Raw genomic sequence first — 22,867 nt, 5'->3', positions numbered from 1 at the left:
ATGATCTGGGTCTGCGCCGGGGCCGCCTACGCCTTCACCCGTCGACTACGCACCCGCGCCTACGTCACCGACGCCCTCCCCATCGGCCATCAGCGCGAGGTGTTGCAGAAGGTCCGCACGCGCGCACCGCTCACCGCCGCCGAATGGGAGCTGGCACACCAGGTCCTGTCCACCCGAGGCAACCCGCTGGCTTTCACCATTCCCGCCACGCTGTTCTTCCTGGGCTGCTTCTTCGTGTTCGGCAGCCTCGAGCAGCTGCACGGTCACCCACCCTCGGAACGCACGTTCCTCGGGATCATCCCGATGCTCACCGCGACGAACCTGTCCATCCAGATGCTCAAGGGCGCCCGCCTCAAACGCCGCCTGCCCGCCCGGGTGCCCCCCGAACCGTGACCGACGTCGGGTCGTTCTCAGCGCAATTCGACGTTCCGCAACTGGCGGCGCGACCGGATGCCCAGCTTGGCGTAGACGTTGCCCAGGTGCCATTCCACGGTGTGGGCACTGATGAACAGCTGGGCGCCGATCTCGGTGTTGGTCAGGCCGGTCGCGGCCAGCTCGGCGACCTGGGTCTCCTGCGGGGTCAGCGCGGTTCCGCCACGGTTTCGCTTGGTGGCCTTGTCCCCCACCAGCAGCAGTTCCCGACGTGCCCTGTCCGCGAAGGCGTCGACACCGAAGCCGTGCAACATGTCGTAGGCGATGCGCAGCTGTTCGCGCGCGTCGTTACGGCGACCCACCCGCCGCAACCACTCGCCGTAGAGCAGGTGCGCACGGGCCAGGTGCACCCTCGTGCGCGAGCGTCCCAGGTGCTCGATGGCCTCCAGGTAGAGCGGCTCGGCCGAGTCGTCGGCGGCGATCAGGGCCGCGCACCGCAGGGTGATGCCCATCGCCCACGGCCCGCCCGCGGCCCGGGTGCGTGCCTCGAGCCGCGCCAGGGCACGCGCTGCCACGTCGTCCTGGCCCACGCGCGCAGCGCATTCGACGAGTTCACTCAGATTCCATCCGATGATGCCCAGATCGTCGTATTCGCAGGCGGATTGCAGCGCCGCCAGCGCCACGTCGTAGCGGCCCAGACCGTTGTTGAGGACGCCCCTGGCGTAGGCCGCGAGTGCGATCGCGCGGCTCTCCCCACGTTGCATCCCCTCGCGCAGCGCCGCCTCGGTCATCGCGACGACGTGGCCCTCGTTGCCGGACCACGAGGCCAGCGTCAGCGTGTGGTAGCGCAACGAGTCGTGACCTATCGCCGTGGCGATGTCGTCGGCCTCGGCGATCAGCAGCCGCGCCGCGGCCAGGTCCCCGGCCATCACGTGCGCACCGGCCCGACTGACCAGCGCGGTGGGCAGGATCTGCAGCGCAGCGGTGTCGGTGGCGATGCGAACGGCCATCGCCGACAACCGTTCCCACGCCTCGTCGTCCCAGATCTCGTGAACCGTGACCTCCAGGGCCAGCGGAAACGCCTCCCACCGCCAACCGTCCTCGGTGATCGCCGCGGCCGCCGCCCGCAGGGCAGGCACCGCCGCGGCGGCGTCGGCGAGAACCCGCTGGGCCAGACCCTCGACCACCAGCCCCACCGACCGGTCGCCGCCCGCGTTCCGGCGATGCGCCAGTGCCTCGGCGGCGATTGCGGGCAGCACGTCCGGACGCCCCTCCCGTCCGGCGTAGACGCTGCCGCAGAGCGCTTCCAGGAACGCCTGATCCGCTTCCTCGGCGTCCAACGGCGCCAGCCGAACCGCCGCCTCGAACATGGTCGCGGCGTGCTCGGAGAGCGGCGGCCCGGCACGACTGGCGCGGCGACGGTGGAACGCCAACTGGGTGCTCAATCGCAGCCGACGGGCCGCGTCGAGGTCATTCAGCGGAGACAACGCGGCGGCGGCGACGAGTTCGGTCGCGGCGTCGAGATCCGCGGCCCCGCGTTTCGCCTGCGCCGCCGCCAACGCGCGAGGGCCGCGCAGTGCCGGATCCGGGGTCAGTTCGAACGCGCGGGCGAGGAAGGCCGCGGCCGCCGCGAGGCCGCCACGCTGCTGGGCCCGCTGGGCGGCCGACAGCAGTTCCGCGGCCACCGACTCGTCGGGGCCGGATGCGGCCAACGCCCGGTGCCACGCCCGCCGGTCGGGATCGGCGGCGGCGTCGATGACGCGCGCCAGCGCGTCGTGCACCCGCTGCCGCTGTTCCACCGGTGCGGTCGCGTAGGCCACCGAGCGCACCAGCGGATGACGAAATCGCACCCGCGCGTCGACCTCGACCAGGCCGGTCGAGCGCAGTTCGGTCAATGCCTCGTCGCCGATCTCGAGGTCTGCTGCCGCGCGCGCCAGCAGCGCCGGATCCCCGATCGGCTCGGCGGCCGCCATCGTCAACAGCAGCCTGGCCTCGGCAGACAACGCCGACATCCTGGCCGAATAACGGGTTTCGACCGTCGACGCCTTCGGATGGGCGTCCGGAACGAGGTAGCCGCCGACCAGCGCCGCGGCTCCGAGGTCGCCGAGGACCTCCAACAACGCGAGCGGATTGCCCGCGGTTTCCGCCACGATCCGATCACGCACCCGCGAATCGATGCGACCCAGCACGCTCGCGTCGAGGAGTTCACGCGCGTCCGCGACCGCCAGCCCCGTCACCACCAGCTCCGGCAGGCCCTGCAGTGCGGCGATCGGCTCGCGCGACGCGAACACCATCAGCACGCGTTCGGCCAACAAGCGGCGTGCGACGAAACCCATGGTCTGCGCCGACACCTGATCGAGCCACTGCGCGTCGTCCACGACGACCACGACCATGGTCTCGGCAGCCGCGCCGGCGATGAGGTCCAGCACGGCCAACCCCACCAGGAACCGGTCCGGTGCGCGGCCGGCGGACTCACCGAAGGCCATCGCCAAGGCCTGCTGTTGGGGCGCAGGCAGCGACGCGATCCGATCGAGCAACGGTGCGATGAGCTGGTGCACGCCGGCGAAGGCGAGTTCCATGTCCGATTCGACCCCGGCGGTGCGCAGCACCCGCACGTCGGTCATCGAGCCCACCAGGTGATCGATGAGTGCGGTCTTGCCGATGCCGGCGTCGCCCCGAAGGACGACGACCGTGCCGCGTCCGTGGCGTGCCGCATCCACCAGCTTGTCCAGGGCGGCCAACTCAGGGCCTCTGCCGAACAGTTGGTCACCGCTCACGTCGCGTCGCCCTCTCGGCGAAGAGGTGGTGGTCGCTGACGCACTGCGCTGCCCGACACACCGCTCAAGGGTATCGGTGACCGCACGACCGAACGGGTGCGGCGTCCCCCGTCAAAACCACCGACACCCCACCGAAACCCCACCGCACCGCGAAACCGGGGGTTTTCCGGGGGGCCGAACGAGTGTCGGGAATGCCATGGTCGAGAGCGGGTGCGCCGATCGCGCAGCCATCCCGCCCGACCGAGGGAGATCCACCCATGACCGACGATGCCGTCGCCGCGCTCGCCAAGGCGATGACCGTGATCCAGAGCGTCACCCCACCGGCGCTGCCGGCGGGCGCCGAGGTGATGACCGCGGTGATCGAGTGGCCCGCCGGAAGTCCGGGCGCACCACCGCATCGCCATCCTGGAGGGCCCGCGTTCGGCTACGTCCTCGAAGGCGAGATGCTCTTCGAACTCGAAGGCGAAGCACCACGGGTCATCCGCGCCGGCGAGGCGTTCTGGGAACCGGGTGGCGACGTCATCCACTACTCCGACGCCAACAACCGCGACGACGTCGCCTTGCGATTCCTGGTCACGATGGTGTGCACGCCGGGGGTCGAGATGTTCGTCCTCGTCGACCAGGACGAGTTGGAGCAGCGGAAGGACCGGAGGGTGGCGGGCGGTGCGTGAGCCGCATCGCGGTGGAGGCGGATGCCGGCGATGATGCCGTCGCCGACGGACACCGCCGTCCGTCGGCCCGGAGGCGAGCTGGTGGATCGGGTAGGCGTGACGGCGGCGGCCATCACCGCCACCAGCCTGCGCATCGACACCGATGCGCTGCTGGTCGTCTACGTCCTGCGCGGCGCAGTACACGTGCGGGTCGGCAGCGAGGACTTCGACCTCGCGGCAGGTGACTTCGTCGTCGTCAACCGCGCCGACCCCTACGCCCTGGTCGGGTCCAAGGACAACGTGACCGCGATCGTCTCGTTGCGGCTGCAGGACTTCGACGACGTCGACGCGTACTGCACGTCGATGATCTTCGCGTGCGAGTCGTTCGACCTCGCGCGGTACCGCCGTCAGGAAGGCGTGCTGCGCGCCCTGCTCGTCGAGATCGTCGAACTCGGCGTCACGGCCGACGATCCCGAGCGGCTCGATGCGCGGGCCGCCGATCTGGTGGCCCTGCTGTGCACCGGTTACTCGCTGGAGCACTACTACAACCGCGGACGTGAACTGTCGAACGCACAACGACATCGGTTGCACGCCATCCTGGCCTCGATGCGCGAGCACCTTCGACGTCGGGACGCACTCGACGCGGTGGCGGCAGCGCACCACTACTCGAAGTCCTATGTGTCGCACGTGGTCAAGGAGCTGTGCGGAATCAGCTTCGGCGACCATCTCACCGGCCTGCGGGTGATGCACGCCGAGACGTTGCTGTTGACGACCGACATGACCAGCACCGAGATCGCCGCCGCCTGCGGCTTCTCCCACGTCAAGTATCTGACCAGAGGCTTCCAGGACTGGTTCGGCCAGTCTCCCAGCGAGTTTCGCGCGCGCTACCGCCCCGACATGGTCCGCGACGACATCCTCACGGCGGTCCCGGCCCCCGTCGTCTTGGACCTGCTGGTCGCTCAGCGCAGCCACGAGCACGTCCACGGCGAACCACCCCGGCCTACGGTCACCCCGCTGCTGCTGAAGCACGCCCGTCAGCGGGTGGCCCTCTTCGACGAGTTGGGGACCTTCGACGGCACGCCCGCCCCGGCGTCGACGGAGCGGCTGCGGGTCCCGGAACCGGCCAGGCGGCATCTGGTGCCCATCCGGGTGGACCCCGACGACGTGGGCGCGGGACGTCTGCTCGACGGGCTGGCATCCTTCGTCAGCATCGGCGCCGTCCCCTGTCTGGTGGTGGCGTTCGCGGGAACGGCCGCGACGCTGCGGGTCGTGGAGCAACTCGCCGCACGGCTGCCCGAGGCCGCCGTCACCGGCACCGTGGTGTGGCTGACCTATCCCGGCCTGCATGCCCGCGCGGCGGTCGACCGGATCGTCGAGATCGCCGACGAACGGCATGGCCTGACGGTGCAGGCCATCCTGGTGGCGTGACGGCCCGAGAAGGCGGCCCTCACCCGGCGGCGTCGGCGAACGTGCGCCGCAGCTCGCGGCGTGAGCGGATGCCCAGCTTGGCGAATACCTTGCGCAGGTGCCACTCCACGGTGTGCGCACTGAGGAACATCTGCCCGGCGATCTCCTGATTGGTCAGCCCCTGCCCGGCGAGTTGGGCGATCTGATGCTCCTGCGGGCTCAACTGATCTCCGACCGCCGTGGGTTGCCGGCGCGCCTTCTGCCCGGATGCCACCAGTTCCCGCCGCGCTCGCTCGGCGAACGCCGCCGCGCCCATCGCCACGAACTGCTCGTGGGCGACGCGCAACGGTTCGCGCGCGGCCGTCCCAGCCGCGTTGCGGCGCAACCACTCGCCGTGCAACAACCGCACTCGCGCCAGCTGCACCCGCTGGCTGGTCGCCGAGAAGTGCTCGATGGCCTCCAGATACAGTGCGTCGGCCCGATCGCCGTCGCTGAGCAGTGCACGTGAGCGAGCCAATGCGCCCAGCGCTCGCGGCGAACCGCTGGCCGACGTCCATCGTTCGAGCCGGGCCAGGGCTTCGACGGCGAACTCGCGGTCGTCGGCGCGGACCGCCGCCTCGATCGACTCGACCAGAACTTCGGGGCCGAATCCGAGATCGTCGTAGGTCATCGCTTCCCGGGCGGCGGCCAACGCTTCGGGGTAGCGGCCCATCGCGTTGTCGATCACCGCGGTGGCGTAGTGAGCCAACCCGATCGTGCGCCCCTCCCCGCGCTGCGCACCGGTCTGCACGGCGTGTGCGGCGAACCGGGCCACCTCGGCCTCGTCGCCGCCGAAGGCCGCGACGATGATCGTGTGATAGCGCATGGGCGCGTAGTCGATTGCCTCGCTCATGGCCCCGGCATCGGCGACCAGCGCTCGCGCGCAGGCCAACTCACCGCGTTCGACATGTGCCCCGGCGCGCGACAGCAGCGCCGAGGGCAGCAGCGCCATCGCACCGGTCTCGGTGGCCACCCGCAGGGCATGCGCTGCGATCAGCGCCCACCCGTCGTCCCACGTCTCGTGCACCAGAGAGTCGTGCACGATCGGGAACGCCCGCCAGAACCAGTCGGCCGCGGCGGCGCCGCCGGTCTCGGTCGCCGACCGCGTGATGGCCGCCAGCGCCGTGCGCATCGCGGGCATGGCCGCGACGGCACCCGCCGTGAGGCGTTCGGCGATCGCAGCGGTGGCCAGGGCCAACGCATCCCGGGGCGGATGGCGACGCAGCGCCAGGCGCGCTCGTTCGGCGACGTCGCGGGCCAAACCACCTCCGCTGCGGCCGACGTACATCGCGGCGCTCATCGCCTCCAGGTACGTCTCGACGGCCAGTCCGCCGTCCAGGGGCTCGAATGCCGCTGCCACCGTGGCGAATCGCTCGACCGCGTCGATCAGCGCTCGAACGTCGCCACCCACCCGGGCGGCCGTGAAGGCCAACCGTGTCCGCAGCTGCGCCAACCGGACCTCCTGCAGCGGGGACAGCGGTCCCAGCTCCGCCGTCGCCAGCAGCCCACGAGCCTCGTCGAACGCGGCCACCTCGCGATGCGCCTCGGCGGCCGCCAAGGCCCGTTCGCCACGCGCCGCCGCGTCCGGGGTCAACTCGACCGACCGCGTCAAGAACGCCGCTGCCGCCGCGATTCCACCCCGCTGACGCGCCCGCCAGGCCGACCCTGCCAGTTCCTGGGCCACGTCCTCGTCGGCGGCCTCGGCAGCCAGCCCGCGATGCCAGGCGCGACGATCGGGGTCGAGGGCGGGATCGGTGACGGCCGCCAACGCCGCATGCGCCTCCCGACGCTGCTCGACGCCGGCCCGACGGTAGGCCGCCGACCGCGCCAGCGGATGACGGAACTGCACCCGCGCGTCCTGCCGAAGCAACCCGGACTCCAGTGCGGGCAGCATCGCCGAGGGTTTGAGCCCCAGGTGCGCCATCGCCGCCGCCAAGGACGTCGGGTCACCCACCGGCTCCGCGGCCGCCACCACCAGCAGCAGCTGCGTCTCTGGGGGCAACGTCGCCATCACCGCCCGGTAGCGCTCCTCGATCCCGGCAGGCACCGACCCGAGTTCGGCACGACGGCCCGCACCGGTCGGCACGACGGCGTCGACGTGGTTCGGCATCTCCAACAGCGCCAACGGGTTACCGCCCGACTCGGCGACGATCCGATCACGCACGGCATCGTCGAGTCCGGCGGGGAACACCGAGTCGAGCACGGCGCGCGCGGGATCGGCGGCCAGCCCGGCCACCTCGATCGTCGGCAATCCGGCCGTTCCCTCGATCATCGAGCGCATGGCCAGCACCAGGCCCACCGACTCGGCCTGCAACCGCCGTGCGACGAACATCAACGTCTGTGCGGACACCTGATCCAGCCACTGCACGTCGTCGACCAGACACAGCAGCGGACGATCCTGCGCGGCGGCGGCCAGCAGCCCCAGCACCGCCAAGCCCACCAGGAACCGATCGGGCGCCCCGTCGGACTCCCCCAGACCGAACGCGCATTCCAACGCCTGCAGTTGCGGCGCGGGCAGACACGATCGCATGTCGAGCACCGGAGCGCAGAGCTGCTGCAACCCGGCGAACGTCAACTCCATGTCCGACTCGACGCCGGCTGCGGTCAGCACCGTGCAGTCGGTGGCGGCCTCCTGCAGGTGACCCAGGAGGGCGGACTTGCCGATACCGGCCTCGCCGCACACCACGACGACATCGCTTCGACCGGAACGGATCGACGACAGCACCTCGTGCAACGCGTGACATTCCTTGGCGCGTCCCTGCAGCACGACCGGACGTTGCTCCGAGATTGCCGTCACGCTGGCCCTTCGTGTCGTGCTGGACGCCCGCCCAGACAGAGCGAACGGTCCCGCCCAATTCTTCCATGCCGAACGCGAACGTGAACGGATACCCGGAAGACCCGCGACCGGCCCGGCGCGACGTCCGGCCCTCGAGGCTTGGGGACTACGGGTTTTCCGTGGTCCCCCGCACCCGCCGAGGGTGCCACCCTCGAGAGGGGCCGGCGTCACCGCCGCGAGATCGCGGTACCCACGCTGATCGAGCCGGCCGTCGAAAGGGGTGTTCGCGATGGCGAATCCGTACTCGGACGGCCAGATGGTCACGGCTGCGGCCAGTGCACTGCTGGACGCGTTCGACGTCGGATGGCACACGTTGACCTCCGGGGCCATCGATTCGCCCATCCCCTACTGGACCATCCCGCCGCTGACCGCGGTCGTCTACGGCTACCTGCGGCCACGCGCCGGGCACCGTGCGCGGCGCGCACCCGGCGAACACCGCCGAACACCCGACCACTCCGCATGATTCGGTCACATCGACACCAGGAGACGCCGGCCGCACCGTGACCGGCCCAGCGCATCGCAAACGGAGGAGCCCCCATGCGCGCATCGCCACTGCGCGGCAAGCACGCCCTGGTGACCTCGGGGACGACCGCGCTGGGCGCGGCCATCACACGCAGGCTCGCCGACGCCGGTGCCCACGTCATCATCTCCGACGTCGACGGCCCGCGCGGCACGATCCTCGCCTCGGAGATCGGCGGCGGCACCCGGTTCATCGGCCTCGACGCCACCGACTTGGACGCCGTCGACTACCTCGCCAGGCAGACCACCATCGACGTCTTGATCAACGTCCCGGCGCCCATGCCCGCCACACCGACCGTCGACGCCGAAGGACCGGACTTCGACACCGCGTTCGACGTCAACGTGCGCGCCCCCTACTTCCTGGTCGGCGCCGTCGCCGCCTGCATGATCCGGCAGGGCGGCGGCGCCATCGTCACCATCGTCGGCGCGACGCCCGAGATGCCCTCGCCGGACCGATCCATCGGCGACGCCGTCGACGCCGCCCTGATGTCGCTCACCCGGACGTGGGCCCGCGAGTTCGGGCCGTACGGCATCCGGGTCGAGGCACTGGCGATCTCCCCCGACCCTGCCGACGACCGTGCCGACGAGCTTGCCGACGCCGTATACCGTGTGGTGACAGCACATTCCGCCTGATCCCGTACGGGGCCGAGGCGGGATCCGTACGGGCCGGGACCAATCCTCGGCCCGTACGGGGGCGGCGCGGTCAGACCGTCGCCGACGGGTCGCCGGCGCCTGCCCGCGCGGCCAACCGCCCCTTGCGGTCACCACCGTCGATCCAGGAATAGCTGCCGGGCTTGCGCGCCTCCTTCTTCAGCGACGACACCGTTCCCTTGCACACGGTTTCCTTGATCGTGGCGGCGAGCCTGCCGCCGAGGTGCATCGGCATGGGCACGTCGTCGAAGTGGGACATCTGAATCGTGCCGCCCCGGCGACCGAGACTGATGCACTGGCCCACCGACGCCGGGTTGATGTCGGCGGGTGTCCGATCCTCCAACCGCGCCAAGATCGTGTCGGCGGCCCGGGAGGCCAACGGCATCGCCAGCTGGCAACTCATGCGCAACGGCATCCCCGACGGCGACGCGGCATCGCCGGCGGCGACGATCGACGGATCGTCGATGGAGGTCAACGTCTCGTCGGTGAGCAGCCGACCCATCGCATCCACCGACAGGCCGCTGTCGGCAGCCAGCCCCGGCACGCCGAACCCTGCCGTCCACACCGTCGCCGCGCTGGCCAGTCGCCGACCATCGGCCAAGGTGACCGCATCCCGCGACACCTCGGCGACCCGGGCGCCCTCGACCACGTCGACCCCCAGCGCGGCCAATCGCCGCGACACCGAACGGCGGCCCCCCTTGGCCAACGACGGACCCAACACGTCGGTCACCAGGGTGACCTTGCGGCCCGCCTCGGCGAACTCCGCTGCCGCCTCGATACCCGTGAGACCGCCGCCGACCACCACCATCGGCGCGGACGTCGGGACGTCGCCCAGCCGCGCCGCCAAGCGCTGCGCAGCCTCCAACTCCGAAATGGCGTAGGCGAATTCGCGAGCACCCGGCACGGAGGCCGGTACCGATCCCGTGCTGCCGACGGCGTAGACCAGGAAGTCGTAGCCCATCGCCGCGCCGGAGGCCAGCAGCAGTCGACGTGCCCGGGCGTCGACGTGTTCCACGGAGTCGACGACCAGCTCGACGCCTGCGGCCAGCAACGTTTCGTAGGCCACCGTGGCGTCGTGATTGCCTGCCACCAGCTGATGCAGGCGGATCCGTTCCACGAATTGCGGGCGGGGATTGATCAACGTGACGGCGACGTCGGGACGCTGCCGCAGCCGGTTTGCCGCCAGCACTCCGGCATAGCCACCACCGACGACGACGACGTGCGTGTGAACGGACATTTCCTGCCTCCCATGAACTGTCGACGCGACCTCGAGTCCGTCGCGATTGGCTGTCGTACCCGACACTGCCAGCCCGCGAGCCCGCGGGGACCACGGAAAACCCGTAGTCGGCGGCGAGCGTCCGCGCCGATCCGCGACGCAGTATCGTCGACGGATGCGACGGAACCGAGCGGGCGACGACGAGGCGCCCGTGCGAGCGGCCTGACATGGCGGCCCGGCCGCAACCGACGGGCGCGATCTCATCGATCCTGGCCGGTCTGCGCCGCGCCCCCGCGCAGATCCGGCGCGGCTCCCGCGACGTCGTCGAGACGGCGGTCTCCCAGCTCTTCGACGCCGCCGTCCAGCCGCACGGCGCGGTGCAGTCCGGCGAGTACCGCATCGAGGAACTCGCCCGGCTGGGCGGCACCACCACCCGCAACATCCGCGTCTACCGTGATCGTGGGCTGTTGCACCCGCCGCTGCGCGTGGGGCGCATCGCGCTGTTCAACGACACGCACCTCACCCGACTACGGCTCATCACCTCGCTGCTGGACCGCGGGTACACCATCGCCCACGTCCACGAGATGCTCTCGGCCTGGGAACAGGGCAAGGGCGTCGGCGAGCTGCTCGGCCTGGAATCGGCGATCGCCGGCAGCTGGGCCACCGAGAAGCCGGAACGCACCGGCCTGTCCGAGGCCAAACGCCTCGTCGACGACGACGCCGCGTTCGAGCGCATGGTGGGTCTCGGCGTCATCAAGCTCGAGGACACCGACGGCGGTCCCGAGGCGATCATCGTGCGCCCCAAGCTGATCGAGGCGTTCAACGAGATCCGGCAGTACGGCGTCGCCGCCGACAAGCTCGTCGACCTGCACGAGCAGATCGCGCCGCTGGTCGATCAGATCAGCGCTCTGCTGGTGGCCGCCGGCGTCGAACACGTCCTCGATCGCATCAACCCCGGCGCGGCGCTGCCGCCGGATACCGAAGTGGCCGAACTGATCACGATGCTGGTGCGCTTCCGCACCCAGGCGGTGTCCGCGGTGACGGCCACCCTGGCCTTCTCCATCGAGTCGACCATCGAGTCCGCCGTCGGCGAGATCCTCGGCGACATCATCGCCCGCGAAGCGCAGTGAGCAGGCTACTCCCACTCGATGGTGCCGGGCGGCTTGCTGGTGACGTCGAGCACCACGCGGTTCACCTCGGGCACCTCGTTGGTGATCCGCGTCGAAATGCGTTCCAGCACCTCGTAGGGCACGCGGGTCCAGTCCGCGGTCATGGCGTCCTCGCTGGACACCGGGCGCAGCACGATCGGATGACCGTACGTGCGGCCGTCACCCTGGACGCCGACCGAGCGCACGTCGGCCAGCAGCACCACCGGGCACTGCCAGATCTGGCCGTCGAGACCCGCTGCGGTCAACTCCTCCCTGGCGATGGCGTCGGCTCGGCGCAGCGTGTCCAAACGCTCCGCAGTGACCTCGCCGACGATGCGGATGCCCAGGCCGGGACCCGGGAAGGGTTGGCGCGCAACGATCTCCTCCGGTAGGCCGAGTTCGCGACCGACGGCACGCACCTCGTCCTTGAACAGGAGGCGCAGCGGTTCGACGAGGGTGAACGCCAGGTCGTCGGGCAATCCGCCGACGTTGTGGTGACTCTTGATGTTGGCCGTGCCGGAGCCCCCGCCGGATTCCACCACGTCGGGGTACAGCGTGCCCTGCACCAGGAAGTCGACGTCGGGGCCGCCGCCCTCGACCAGGTCGCGCACGGCCCCCTCGAACGCACGGATGAACTCGCGCCCGATGATCTTGCGCTTGCCCTCGGGGTTGGTGACACCCGACAGGGCCTCCAGGAAGCGGTCGGCGACGTCGACGGTGACGAGGCGAGCCCCCGTCGCGGCGACGAAGTCCCGCTCCACCTGGCCGCGCTCCCCCGCCCGCAGCAGGCCGTGGTCGACGAACACGCACGTCAACCGATCGCCGATGGCGCGCTGCACCAGCGCCGCCGCGACGGCGGAGTCGACGCCACCGGACAGCCCGCAGATCGCGCGGCCGTCACCGATCTGCTCCCGCACCGCCGCGACGAGTGTCTCGGCGATGTTGGCGGGCGTCCAGTCGGCGCCGATCTCGGCGAACTCGTGCAGGAAGCGGCTGAGGATCTGCTGCCCGTGGGGGCTGTGCATGACCTCGGGGTGGTACTGCACGCCTGCCAGCTTGCGGGCCCGGTTCTCGAACGCCGCCACGGGCGCGCCCGCGCTGGACGCGACGACGTCGAACCCGGAGGGCGCGGCCGTGACGGCGTCGCCGTGGCTCATCCACACCGGCTGCGTGTCGGGCAGGTCGGAGTGCAGGTCACCGCCCGTCACGGTGAGTTCGGTGCGGCCGTACTCGCTGGTGCCGGTGTGCTCCACGGTGCCGCCGAGCGCTTGGGCCATGGCCTGGAAGCCGTAGCAGATGCCGAACACCGGCACGTCGAGGTCAAACACCGCCGGGTCGAGGCGGGGCGCTCCCTCGGCGTAGACGCTCGACGGTCCGCCGGAGAGCACGATGGCGCGGGGATCCTTGGCCTTGATCTCCTCCACCGTCGCGGTGTGCGGGATCACCTCGGAGAACACCCGCGCCTCGCGGACGCGGCGCGCGATCAGCTGCGCGTACTGCGCGCCGAAGTCGACCACGAGAACCGGGCGCCGGGAGGGAGAAGACTGCGATTCCACGGGTCGAGTCTAGTGGCGGGCCCGCGAGCGGTCCCACGACGCGTCCCGTCGACGCGTCAGTAGATGATGACCAGCTCGTGGCCGCCCGCGGCCCATGCCGTCTCGAACTTGTCGACGGGCACCTGCTCGCGCTCGGTGTCGTCACCGCCGGTGTCGCCCAGGTAGACCAGACCGCCGCCGGCGTCGACCGCCGCGATCGTGACCATGTGGTCGGCATGACTCTTGTCGCCGTCCATGTCCCAAATGATCTCGGAGTTCACGCTGGCCATGATCTGATGGCCGTTGCCGAGGTAGCGCTTGAGCGCGTCCATGCCGGTCTGCGGGCCACCGTCCTTGGCCTGGTCGTCGTCGGTGACCTTCGCGTTCACGTCCCAGTGCTTGAGCACCAACGGCAGGTCGTAGGTGCAGGTCCCGGAACCGACGGAGCCGTCCTCCTGCACGGCATCGTCGTAGACGTTCGCTCCGGGGTGACACTCCGACGGCGTGGACTTCGCCTGGGCGATGATCTCCTCTTCCGACGGCGCGGCCCCGGTGACCTCACCGATGATCAGCCGCGAGGCCATGAGCCCACAGTCTCCCTGCGATTGCGCCTGCCAGTAGCGATCGGCGGCGTCGGGGTCGCCGAACATCGGCCCAGCGGGCATGGGCTCGGCGTTGAGTTCGTCGGTGACCGGGTCCGGGGGTGGCGGGGCGTCCTGCGAGTCGGATGCGCCGTCGGACTCGTCGGACTCGTCGGGACCGTCGGGATCGGTCGCGGGCGTGTCCGTTTGACCGGACCCGCACGCCCAGTTCGGCGTCTTGCCGGCCTTGGCGGGCGCCTGCGCGGCGTCGGTCGACGCGCTGCAACCGACGCACAGCGCGACGAGCAGCGCCAGCAGGCACGTCACGACGGATCGCAGGAGTCTCATCGGAATGCCACCACCATCTCGTGATTGCCCGTCGCCCAGGCCTTCTCGAACGTCGCCACCGACGGCGTCTCGTTGCGCGTGGCTTCTCCTGCCGTGTCCCCCACGAACACCCGGTCGTCGGTGGTGTCGATGGCCGCGACGGTGAGCATGTGATCGCAGTAGGAGGTGTCGCCGCCGTCGGCCTCGTCGCCCCGCAGGATCGTCGAGTTGACGCAGGCCATCACGGGGTGGCCGTTGCCCAGGTACTTCTGCAACGCGACGAGTCCGGTCTCGGCGCCGCCGTCGAACATCTTGGTGTCGTCGGTGTGGATCGCCTTGACGCCGTAGTGTTCGAGCACGAGTGGCATGTCGGCACCGCACGATCCGGCGCCCCGGTCACCCGTGGCCGGGTTGACGGCGTCGTCGTAGACGTCGTAGCCGGGATAGCACCCGCTGGGAATCGACTTCGCCACGCCGATGACGTCCTCCTCGGACGGCGGGTTGCCCGTGACCTCGCCGACGACGATGCGCGACGCCATCAGCCCGCAGTCCATCTGCGACTGGGCCTGCCAGTAGCGGTCTGCCGCGTCGGGATCGCCGTAGACGGGGCCCTTCGGCATGGGTTCGGCGTTCAGCCCGCCGTCGTCCAGACCCGCGGCCTCGGGCGCCTCGGCCGGATCGGCCCCATCGACTCGGTCGGGCCCGCCCGGGTCGGTCGTGGGCCCGCACACCAGGTTGGGCTGGGCGACGGCGACCGGCGAGTCCGCGGACGGCGCCTGGCCGCCCTGCCCGCACGCTGCGCACCACACGCACAGCGCCGCCGCCAGCGATGCGCGGATGCCGGTCACGGCGCCGTGACGACCATCTCGTGACCGCCTGCCGCCCAGGCGGTTTCGAACGTGTCCAGCGGCACCTGCTCGCCCTGGGTGTCGTCACCGCCGCTGTCACCCAGATAGGCGACCTCGGTGTCGGTGTCGATGGCGGCGACCGTCACCAGATGCGAACAGCCGTCGGGATCGGTCTTGCCGTCCCAGATGGTGGCCGACGCCACGCAGGCGATGACCTGCCTGCCGCCGGCGAGGTACTCCTTGAGCGCGGTCATGCCCGTCTTCGGCCCACCGGAGGCGGCGGCCTCGTCGCTGGAGTACTGCGACTGGATACCGAAGTGCTGCAGCAGGATCGGCAGGTCGTTGGTGCACGTGCCGTCCCCGGGGGTGTCCGAGCCGTCCTCGTAGACCTCGTTGTAGATCATCTCGCCGGGCGAGCACCTGCTGGGGGTCTTGGTGGCCAGCGCGATCATGTCCGCCTCCGACGGCGGATCGCCCGTGACCTCGCCGACGACCAGGCGCGTGGCCATCAAGCCGCAGTCCTGCTGGGACTGTGGTTGCCAGAAGCGACTGGCCGCCTCCGGATCGCCGTACACGGGCCCACCCGGGACCTCGACGTCCTCGGCGGGCGGCGCCTGCTTCGGCCGGTGCGAGCGCAGTGCGGCGTCGACGTGGTCCTGGCACCCGCCGCCGGACGTGACGGCGGGCGCCGCGGTCGACGCAGCGGCGGCGGCCTCGGGTTTCGCCGGCGCCGACTCACCGTGGGCGCAGCCCACGGCCAGCACGACCACGGCGGCCGCAGCGAACGCGGACATCGCAGACCGTCTCGGAGCCATGGGCTCATCCCCCCGATGATTGCAAGATCAACTTCGAGAGGAAATTAACACATGCGTTGACGGGCGGCGACCGTTTGCTCGATGCGGTCGTCGCCCGTCAGCGAGGTGACTCAGCCGGCGGACTTCACCGGTTCGATGGGCAGCCTGCGCAGGGCTGCGGGGGCCTCGGCGGGCACCACCGGACGCACGGGCTCCACCGGGGCCAGGCGGCGGTAGGGTTCGCCCTGCCCCGGGCGCTGGTCCTGTTCGCCCTTGTTCGGCCACAGCGCCGCGGCGCGCTCGGCCTGCGCGGTGATCGACAGCGACGGGTTCACGCCGAGGTTCGCCGAGATCGCCGCACCGTCGACGACCGACAGCGTCGGGTAGCCGTACACGCGGTGGTAGGGATCGATGACGCCGTGCTCCGGGCTGTCGCCGATGGCCGCGCCGCCCAGGAAGTGCGCCGTCAACGGGATGTTGAACAGCTCGCCCCACGTGCCGCCCGCGACGCCGTCGATCTTCTTGGCGATCCGCCGCGTGACCTCGTTGCCCGCCGGAATCCACGACGGGTTGGGTTCGCCGTGGCCCTGCTTGCTGTCGAGCATGCGGAACCCGAACTTGGTCTTGCGCGTGAACGTGGTGATCGAGTTGTCCAAGTTCTGCATGACGAGCGCGATCATGGTGCGCTCGCTCCAGCGCCGCGGGTTGAGCAACCGCAGCGTCCCCTTCGGGTCCTCACCGGCGTTGTGCAGCAACTGCTTCCAGCGCGGCACGTCGCTGCCACCGGGACCCGTGCCGTCGGTCATGAGCGTCTGCAGCAGTCCCATGGCGTTGGACCCCTTGCCGTACCGGCACGGTTCGACGTGGGTGTCGCTGGTGGGGTGGATCGACGAGGTGATGGCGACGCCGTGGGTGAGGTCCAGGTCGTCGGACACCTGCAGCCGGCCCGCACCGACGATCGATTCCGAGTTCGTGCGCGTCAGCAGGCCCAGCCGGTCCGACAGCTGCGGCAGCCTGCCCGTGTCGCGCATCTTGAACAGCAGCTTCTGCGTGCCGTAGGTGCCCGCCGCCAGGATGACGTGGCGGGCGGTGAACGTCTTGCGACGACGGCGCAACTTGCCGCCGGTACGCGCGGTGTGCACCTCCCAGATGCCGTCGGCCCGCTGCTCGAAGCTCTTGACCATGGTGAGCGGATGCACCGTGGCGCCCGCCGTCTCCGCGAGGCCGAGGTAGTTCTTCACCAGCGTGTTCTTGGCGCCGTAACGGCACCCGGTCATGCACGAACCACATTCGATGCAGCCGGTGCGCGCCGGCCCGACACCGCCGAAGTACGGGTCCTCCACGCGCTTGCCCGGCGTCTTCTCGCCGTCCTTGCCGAAGAAGACGCCGACCGGGGTGGGCACGAAGGTGTCGCCGATGCCCATGTCGTCGGCGACCTCCTTCATGATGCGGTCGGCATCGGTGAAGGTGGGGTTGGTGACGACGCCCAGCATCTTCTTCGCCTGCTCGTAGTGCGGCAGCAGCTCCGAACGCCAGTCGGTGATGTCCCGCCACTGCGGGTCGTTGAAGAACGGGTCCCCCGGCACGTAGAGCGTGTTGGCGTAGTTCAACGAACCGCCACCGACGCCCGCACCGGCCAGGATCATCACGTTGCGCAGCAGATGGATGCGCTGGATGCCGTACATGCCGAACTGCGGCGCCCACAGGAACTTCCGCAGGTTCCACGACGTCTTGGCGAACTCGGGGTCGGCGAAGCGCCGACCCGCTTCCAGCACGCCGACGCGATAGCCCTTCTCGGTGAGCCGCAGCGCGCTGACACTGCCGCCAAAACCCGAGCCGATGATCAGGACGTCGTAGTCGACGTCCGACGAGTCAGTGTTCGAGTGATCCGGTCGCATACTCCCAGTATGACCTTACCGACCGGTAACAAGCTAGACAGGAGACCCTAACTTGTAAAGAACGTCCGCGATCCGTCACACGTCAACTGCCGACGGTGAGACCGACCTTCTGGAACTCCTTGAGATCGCAGTATCCAGCCTTGGCCATGGCCCGCCGCAGCCCGCCCACCAGGTTCAGGCCACCGAACGGGTCGTCGGACGGGCCGGTGAGCACCTGCTGCAACGACGGTCGCTCCCCCACCGCCACCTGCATCAGCGCACCGCGCGGCAACGACGGGTGCGCGGCGGCGCTGGGCCAGTACCAGCCCTCGCCGAGCGCCTCGGCGGCCAGCGTCAACGGCGTGCCGAGCACCACGGCGTCGGCGCCGCACGCGATGGCCTTGGCCAGGTCGCCGGAGGTGTAGATGTCGCCGTCGGCCAGCACGTGCACGTAGCGGCCACCGGTCTCGTCGAGATACTCCCTGCGGGCGGCCGCGGCGTCGGCGATGGCGGTGGCCATCGGCACGTCGATGCCCAGCACCGCGTCGCTGGTCGTGACGCCCGCCGTGGACCCGTATCCGACGATGACGCCCGCCGCGCCCGTGCGCATGAGGTGCAGCGCCGTGCGATGGTCGAGCACGCCGCCCGCCACCACGGGCACGTCCAGCTCCGAGATGAACGTCTTGAGGTTGAGGGGTTCGCCCACGCCGTCGTGGCCCTTGACCACGCGCTCGGCCGAGATGATGGTGCCCTGGATGACCAGCAGGTCGATGCCCGCGGCGACCAGCGACGGCGTGAGCGCCGCGGCGTTCTGCGGGCTGACGCGCACGGCGGTGGTGACCCCGGCCTCCCGGATGCGGGCGACGGCGGCGCCGAGCAGCTCCGGATCCAGCGGTGCGGCGTGCAACTGCTGCAGCAGCCGGGTGGCGGTCGACGGATCGGGGTCCTTGTCAGCGGCCTCGAGCACCTGCGCCACCTTGGCCTCGACGTCGGCGTGCCTGCCGATCAGGCCCTCGCCGTTGAGCACGCCGAGACCGCCGAGCCGGCCCATCTCGATGGCGAACTCCGGCGACACCAGCGCGTCCGTGGGATGCGCCACCACCGGGATCTCGAACCGGTACGCGTCGAGCTGCCAGGCCGTCGAGACGTCCTGCGACGACCGGGTGCGGCGGGACGGGACGATGTTGACGTCGTCGAGTTCGTAGGTGCGGCGGGCGGTTCTGCCCATGCCGATTTCAACCATGTCGCGCATGACCGTGGGACCCCTAGCGGGCGTAGTAGTTGGGAGCTTCGACCGTCATCGTGATGTCGTGCGGGTGACTCTCCTTCAGTCCCGCCGCGGTGATCTGCACGAACTGGGCCTGCTGCAGCTGCTCGATGGTCGCCGAACCGGTGTAACCCATGGCGGCCCGCAACCCGCCGGTGAGCTGATGGACCACGGTGGCCAGCGGGCCCCGGAACGGCACCCGTCCCTCGATGCCCTCGGGCACCAGCTTGTCCTCGCTGAGCACGTCGTCCTGGAAGTACCGGTCCTTGGAGAAACTCTTCTGCGAACCCCGGTTCTGCATGGCGCCCAGCGAACCCATGCCGCGGTAGCTCTTGAACTGCTTGCCGTTGACGAAGACCAGGTCGCCCGGCGCCTCGGCGGTGCCCGCCAGCAGCGATCCCAGCATGGCCGTCGACGCGCCCGCGGCCAAGGCCTTGGCGATGTCACCCGAGTACTGCAGTCCGCCGTCGGCGATCACCGGCACGCCGCGCGGCGCGCACGCCGCCACGGCCTCGAGGATCGCGGTGATCTGCGGCGCGCCCACGCCGGCGACGACGCGGGTGGTGCAGATCGAGCCGGGACCGACACCCACCTTGACGGCGTCGGCACCCGCGTCGACGAGCGCGGCGGCGGCGGCGCGGGTGGCGACGTTGCCGCCGACCACCTCGACGCGCCCGCCGACCATGCCCTTGACCCACGACACCATGTCCAGCACGCCGCGGTTGTGGGCGTGCGCGGTGTCGACGATCAGCACGTCGACCCCGGCGTCGACCAGGGTCATGGCGCGCTCGCGGGAATCGTCGCCGACGCCGACCGCGGCACCGACGAGCAGTCGGCCGTCGCTGTCCTTGGTGGCCAGCGGGAACTGTTCGGTCTTGACGAAGTCCTTGACGGTGATGAGACCGGTGAGCTTGCCGTTGCCGTCGACGATCGGCAGCTTCTCGATCTTGTGCCTGCGCAGCAGACCCAGCGCCGCCTCGGCGGAGACGCCCTCCTGCGCGGTGACCAACGGCGACTTGGTCATGACCTCGGCGACCGGCTTGTTCATGTCGACTTCGAAGCGCATGTCGCGGTTGGTGATGATGCCGACCAGGGCGCCGCGGCCGTCGACCACCGGGAGCCCGGAGATGCGGAACCGGGCGCACATCGCGTCGACCTCGGCGAGCGTGTTGTCCGGCGAGCACGTCACGGGGTTGGTGACCATGCCGGCCTCCGACCGCTTGACCGTCTCCACCTGGGCCGCCTGCTCGGCCACCGGCAGGTTGCGATGCAGCACGCCCATGCCGCCGGCGCGCGCCATCGAGATGGCCATGCGCGCCTCGGTCACGGTGTCCATGGCCGAACTCACCAGCGGCACGCGCAACCGGATCTTGCGCGTCAACTGGCTGGAGGTGTCCGCGTTGGCGGGCACGACGTCGGAGGCGGCGGGCAGCAGCAACACGTCGTCGAACGTGAGCCCGAGCATCGCGACCTTGGTGGGGTCGTCACCGCCGGTGGGCACCGGAACGGCGATGGGAAGGCTGCTTTCAGCGATCGACATGGGGTGGCCTCCCGAAAGGCGCGAGACGTGGTTGCAAGACGAGGAAAGTCTTGAGTGGCCATCCTATCGGGACGGGGCGCCGTGATCGGCTTCACGCCCGCCCGCACGCGCGGATTTCGGCACGGGTACGGCTGGCGTGAGACCCGCGCGCTTGCGTACTGTGGAACCGTGCGTGACCATCTGCCGCCGGGTTTGCCTCCCGATCCGTTCGCCGACGACCCGTGCGATCCGTCGGCGGCACTGGACGCCATCGAACCCGGTCAGCCACTGGACCCGCAAGAACGCATCGCCGTCGAGGCCGATCTGGCCGATCTCGCCGTGTACGAATCCCTGCTGGCGCACAAGGGCATCCGCGGCCTCGTCGTCTGCTGCGACGAATGCCAGCAGGACCACTACCACGACTGGGACATGCTGCGCGCGAACCTGCTGCAGCTGCTGGTCGACGGCACCGTCCGACCGCACGAGCCGGCCTACGATCCCGAGCCCGACGCCTACGTCACGTGGGATTACTGCCGCGGCTACGCCGACGCCTCGCTGAACGAGGCCACCTCATCGGAGTCGGACGGATATCGCTGACGGCGTAACCCGCCGCCCCCGCTTCACCGCCCTCTTCACCGCGCTCCACCCGGGGCGACGACCGTCGTCGTCGTGACCGGGGCTTCCTGCTGCGTGCGGGCGGGTGCCTGCTGGGTCTGCTGAGCCGGTGCCGTGGTGCTGGGCGCCGCCGCTGGTGCGGTGGTCGTCGGCGCCACGGTGGCGAGCGTGGTCGTCGGCGCAGCCGTGGTCGGTGGCACGGTGGTCGGCGGCACGGTGGTCGTCGCAGCCACGCTGGTCGACGGTGCGGTCGTCGGCGCCGAGGTGGTCGACGGCGCAGCCGTCGTCGCGGGGGCACTGGTGGTCGGCGTGCTCGTCGGCGCGTTCGAGGACCCGGTGGAGGTGGCCTCCACCGGTGAGGTCGTGGTGGGCGAGTTCGTGGTGGGCGAGTTCGTGGTGGGCGTGGCCGAACCGCTGGTCTCGGACGGGGCGGTGGTCGTGGGGTCCGTGGGGGACGTCGAGGGCGACGTGGAGGCCGACGTGGAGGCCGACGTCGACACCGACGTGGTGTCGGTCGCCGAGGTGCTCGTGTCCGACGCCTGCGTGGTCGCAGGCAACTCGGGCACCGGCAGCAGCGTCAGCGGCGATGCGGGCAGCTCCGGCAACGGTGCGCCGGGCGGCGGCAGCGTCGCCGCCGGATCCTGCTCGACCACCTTGTAGCTCAGCGCATTCCACTGCTGGATGAGATCGTGCTGCTGTTCGACGGCTTCGACGTTCTGCACCGTGTCGGACAGCGCGACGAGCTTGTCCTGCGCCTGCTGCCACTGCCCCTGGTCGACCAGTTGCTGCACCTGCGCGAGCTCCTGCTGGGCCGCCAGCGCCACGGGATCGGTGCGCGTGGTCTGCCCATTGCCACCACCGAACACCATGGTGTGCAGGCCGTAGAGCGCATCGCCCGGGCCGGCCGCGTACACGGCCGCACCGAAGCCGCCCAGGCACAGCACCGCGGCAGCGGCGGAGCCGACGACGGCCAGCGACAGCCGGTTGGCCCTGCGGGGCCTGCCCGCCTCCAGCGCGGCCAGGACGTCCTGCTCGGTGAGCATCACCGATGAGGGGCTCTCGCGGACACCGTCGCGCCAGTCGGCGAACAGGTAGGCCAGCTCGGCCTCGCCCGGATCGGTGGAGTACACCGGCTGCTTGGTGCTCAGCGCCTCGATGAACCGGTCGGCGCGGTTGATCTCGTTGAGCGTCGGGTCTCCGCCCGCGTTCCAGCGACCTTGATCAGCCATGATCGGGACCCGTCGCGACGACCTCGGCCTTCAACTTGGCCAACGCTCGGTGTTGGGCGACGCGAACGGCGCCCGGGGTGCTGCCCACGGCTTCAGCGGTCTCCTCGGCACTCATGCCGACCACGACGCGCAGGATGATGATCTCGCGCTGCTTCTCGGGCAGGATCTGCAGCAGCTTCTTCATGCGCGCCGCGGATTCGGCGTCGATGGCAAGCTGTTCTGGACCCGCCGCCCCGGAGGCGCGGTCGGGCAGGGTGTCGGTTGCGTCGCTCTTGTTGCGCCCGGCGGCACGATGGGCGTCGGCAACCTTGTGTGCGGCGATGCCGTAGACGAAGGCCAGGAACGGTCGTCCCTGATCCTTGTAGCGCGGCAGCGCCGTGATGGCGGCCAAGCACACCTCCTGAGCCACGTCGTCAGCTGAAAGTCCACTGCGATCCGCGGTTCCGATCCTCGCCCGGCAATACCGGACGACGAGCGGGCGGATGACCTCCAGCACCTTCCGGAGTGCGTCTCGATCGCCTGTGACTGCGTCGGCAACGACAGCATCGAGACCGTCTCCCGAAATTGTCATCGTGGGCAGTATCTCCAGCGTTACGGATGGGGTGGCGTTCCCCAGCAGATGTGTCGGATAAAGACTAATGATCCGTCCGCCGACCCCCG

19 protein-coding genes are annotated in these 22,867 nt (G+C 70.4%); 7 read left to right on the top strand and 12 right to left on the bottom strand.

Going from position 1 to position 22,867, the window contains the following annotated elements; translation table 11 throughout:
• Complete coding sequence (locus AC30CM_RS17975; RefSeq protein WP_490118278.1) at positions 1-393, top strand: hypothetical protein; 393 nt, start codon at positions 1-3, stop codon at positions 391-393.
• A gap of 17 nt (positions 394-410) precedes the next feature.
• Here AC30CM_RS17975 and AC30CM_RS17970 read toward each other — a convergent pair whose 3' ends face one another.
• Positions 411-3,149 carry a helix-turn-helix transcriptional regulator gene (locus AC30CM_RS17970; RefSeq protein ID WP_490118260.1) on the bottom strand — a complete coding sequence of 913 codons (2,739 nt, stop codon included), beginning with the start codon at positions 3,147-3,149 and terminating at the stop codon, positions 411-413.
• Between the two features lie 257 nt (positions 3,150-3,406).
• Between AC30CM_RS17970 and AC30CM_RS17965 the strand changes: the two genes are divergently transcribed.
• Positions 3,407-3,820, top strand: a complete 414-nt coding sequence (locus AC30CM_RS17965; protein WP_490118259.1) for a cupin domain-containing protein — start codon at positions 3,407-3,409, stop codon at positions 3,818-3,820.
• Between the two features lie 81 nt (positions 3,821-3,901).
• The gene (locus tag AC30CM_RS17960) at positions 3,902-5,227 is read left to right on the top strand and encodes a helix-turn-helix domain-containing protein (RefSeq protein WP_490118258.1); all 1,326 of its coding nucleotides are present in this window, start codon (positions 3,902-3,904) and stop codon (positions 5,225-5,227) included.
• A 19-nt stretch (positions 5,228-5,246) separates the two neighbouring features.
• On the opposite strand, the gene AC30CM_RS17955 is transcribed toward AC30CM_RS17960, so the two are convergent.
• Positions 5,247-8,042 carry a helix-turn-helix transcriptional regulator gene (locus tag AC30CM_RS17955; RefSeq protein WP_490118257.1) on the bottom strand — a complete coding sequence of 932 codons (2,796 nt, stop codon included), beginning with the start codon at positions 8,040-8,042 and terminating at the stop codon, positions 5,247-5,249.
• A gap of 268 nt (positions 8,043-8,310) precedes the next feature.
• Between AC30CM_RS17955 and AC30CM_RS17950 the strand changes: the two genes are divergently transcribed.
• Together AC30CM_RS17950 and AC30CM_RS17945 are read left to right on the top strand one after the other, a co-directional pair.
• Positions 8,311-8,544, top strand: coding sequence for a hypothetical protein (locus AC30CM_RS17950; RefSeq protein WP_490118256.1), 234 nt, complete (start codon positions 8,311-8,313; stop codon positions 8,542-8,544).
• Between the two features lie 74 nt (positions 8,545-8,618).
• On the top strand, positions 8,619-9,233 hold the full coding sequence (locus tag AC30CM_RS17945) for an SDR family NAD(P)-dependent oxidoreductase (RefSeq protein WP_490118255.1): 615 nt from the start codon (positions 8,619-8,621) through the stop codon (positions 9,231-9,233).
• Between the two features lie 70 nt (positions 9,234-9,303).
• On the opposite strand, the gene AC30CM_RS17940 is transcribed toward AC30CM_RS17945, so the two are convergent.
• The gene (locus AC30CM_RS17940) at positions 9,304-10,488 is read right to left on the bottom strand and encodes an NAD(P)/FAD-dependent oxidoreductase (protein WP_490118254.1); all 1,185 of its coding nucleotides are present in this window, start codon (positions 10,486-10,488) and stop codon (positions 9,304-9,306) included.
• Positions 10,489-10,694: 206 nt separating this feature from the next.
• Between AC30CM_RS17940 and AC30CM_RS17935 the strand changes: the two genes are divergently transcribed.
• Complete coding sequence (locus tag AC30CM_RS17935; protein WP_490118253.1) at positions 10,695-11,597, top strand: MerR family transcriptional regulator; 903 nt, start codon at positions 10,695-10,697, stop codon at positions 11,595-11,597.
• Positions 11,598-11,602: 5 nt separating this feature from the next.
• On the opposite strand, the gene guaA is transcribed toward AC30CM_RS17935, so the two are convergent.
• The 7 genes from guaA to guaB all read right to left on the bottom strand — a co-directional run bounded on the left by guaA (position 11,603) and on the right by guaB (position 20,384).
• Entirely contained in the window at positions 11,603-13,171 is a 1,569-nt protein-coding gene (guaA, locus tag AC30CM_RS17930; protein WP_490118252.1) for a glutamine-hydrolyzing GMP synthase, read from the bottom strand.
• Positions 13,172-13,227: 56 nt separating this feature from the next.
• Positions 13,228-14,079: a cysteine peptidase family C39 domain-containing protein gene (locus tag AC30CM_RS17925; RefSeq protein WP_490118251.1), complete on the bottom strand. Its 852-nt coding sequence runs from the start codon at positions 14,077-14,079 to the stop codon at positions 13,228-13,230.
• The gene (locus AC30CM_RS17920; RefSeq protein ID WP_490118250.1) at positions 14,076-14,906 is read right to left on the bottom strand and encodes a hypothetical protein; all 831 of its coding nucleotides are present in this window, start codon (positions 14,904-14,906) and stop codon (positions 14,076-14,078) included. The genes AC30CM_RS17925 and AC30CM_RS17920 overlap by 4 nt, the downstream gene beginning before the upstream one ends.
• Complete coding sequence (locus AC30CM_RS17915) at positions 14,903-15,700, bottom strand: cysteine peptidase family C39 domain-containing protein (protein ID WP_490118249.1); 798 nt, start codon at positions 15,698-15,700, stop codon at positions 14,903-14,905. Before AC30CM_RS17915 ends, AC30CM_RS17920 begins: the two co-directional genes overlap by 4 nt.
• 131 nt (positions 15,701-15,831) lie before the next feature.
• Positions 15,832-17,598, bottom strand: coding sequence for a GMC oxidoreductase (locus AC30CM_RS17910; RefSeq protein WP_490118248.1), 1,767 nt, complete (start codon positions 17,596-17,598; stop codon positions 15,832-15,834).
• An 82-nt stretch (positions 17,599-17,680) separates the two neighbouring features.
• Positions 17,681-18,820: a GuaB3 family IMP dehydrogenase-related protein gene (locus AC30CM_RS17905; protein ID WP_490118247.1), complete on the bottom strand. Its 1,140-nt coding sequence runs from the start codon at positions 18,818-18,820 to the stop codon at positions 17,681-17,683.
• 22 nt (positions 18,821-18,842) lie between these two features.
• Positions 18,843-20,384 carry an IMP dehydrogenase gene (gene guaB, locus AC30CM_RS17900; RefSeq protein ID WP_490118246.1) on the bottom strand — a complete coding sequence of 514 codons (1,542 nt, stop codon included), beginning with the start codon at positions 20,382-20,384 and terminating at the stop codon, positions 18,843-18,845.
• Between the two features lie 168 nt (positions 20,385-20,552).
• On the opposite strand from guaB, the gene AC30CM_RS17895 reads away from it, so the two are divergent.
• Positions 20,553-20,960, top strand: coding sequence for a DUF5319 domain-containing protein (locus tag AC30CM_RS17895; protein ID WP_490118245.1), 408 nt, complete (start codon positions 20,553-20,555; stop codon positions 20,958-20,960).
• Between the two features lie 35 nt (positions 20,961-20,995).
• Here the strand turns inward: AC30CM_RS17895 and AC30CM_RS17890 are convergent, their stop codons facing one another.
• The gene (locus tag AC30CM_RS17890) at positions 20,996-22,207 is read right to left on the bottom strand and encodes an anti-sigma-D factor RsdA (protein WP_490118244.1); all 1,212 of its coding nucleotides are present in this window, start codon (positions 22,205-22,207) and stop codon (positions 20,996-20,998) included.
• Entirely contained in the window at positions 22,200-22,778 is a 579-nt protein-coding gene (locus tag AC30CM_RS17885; protein WP_490118277.1) for a sigma-70 family RNA polymerase sigma factor, read from the bottom strand. The genes AC30CM_RS17890 and AC30CM_RS17885 overlap by 8 nt, the downstream gene beginning before the upstream one ends.
• Positions 22,779-22,867 lie beyond the last annotated feature (89 nt).

It is taken from the genome of Mycobacterium sp. DHQP2018-32-09, from assembly GCF_058148405.1.
Note: the sequence above shows the minus strand (reverse complement) of the source record. Positions and strands in the feature narration are given on the sequence as shown.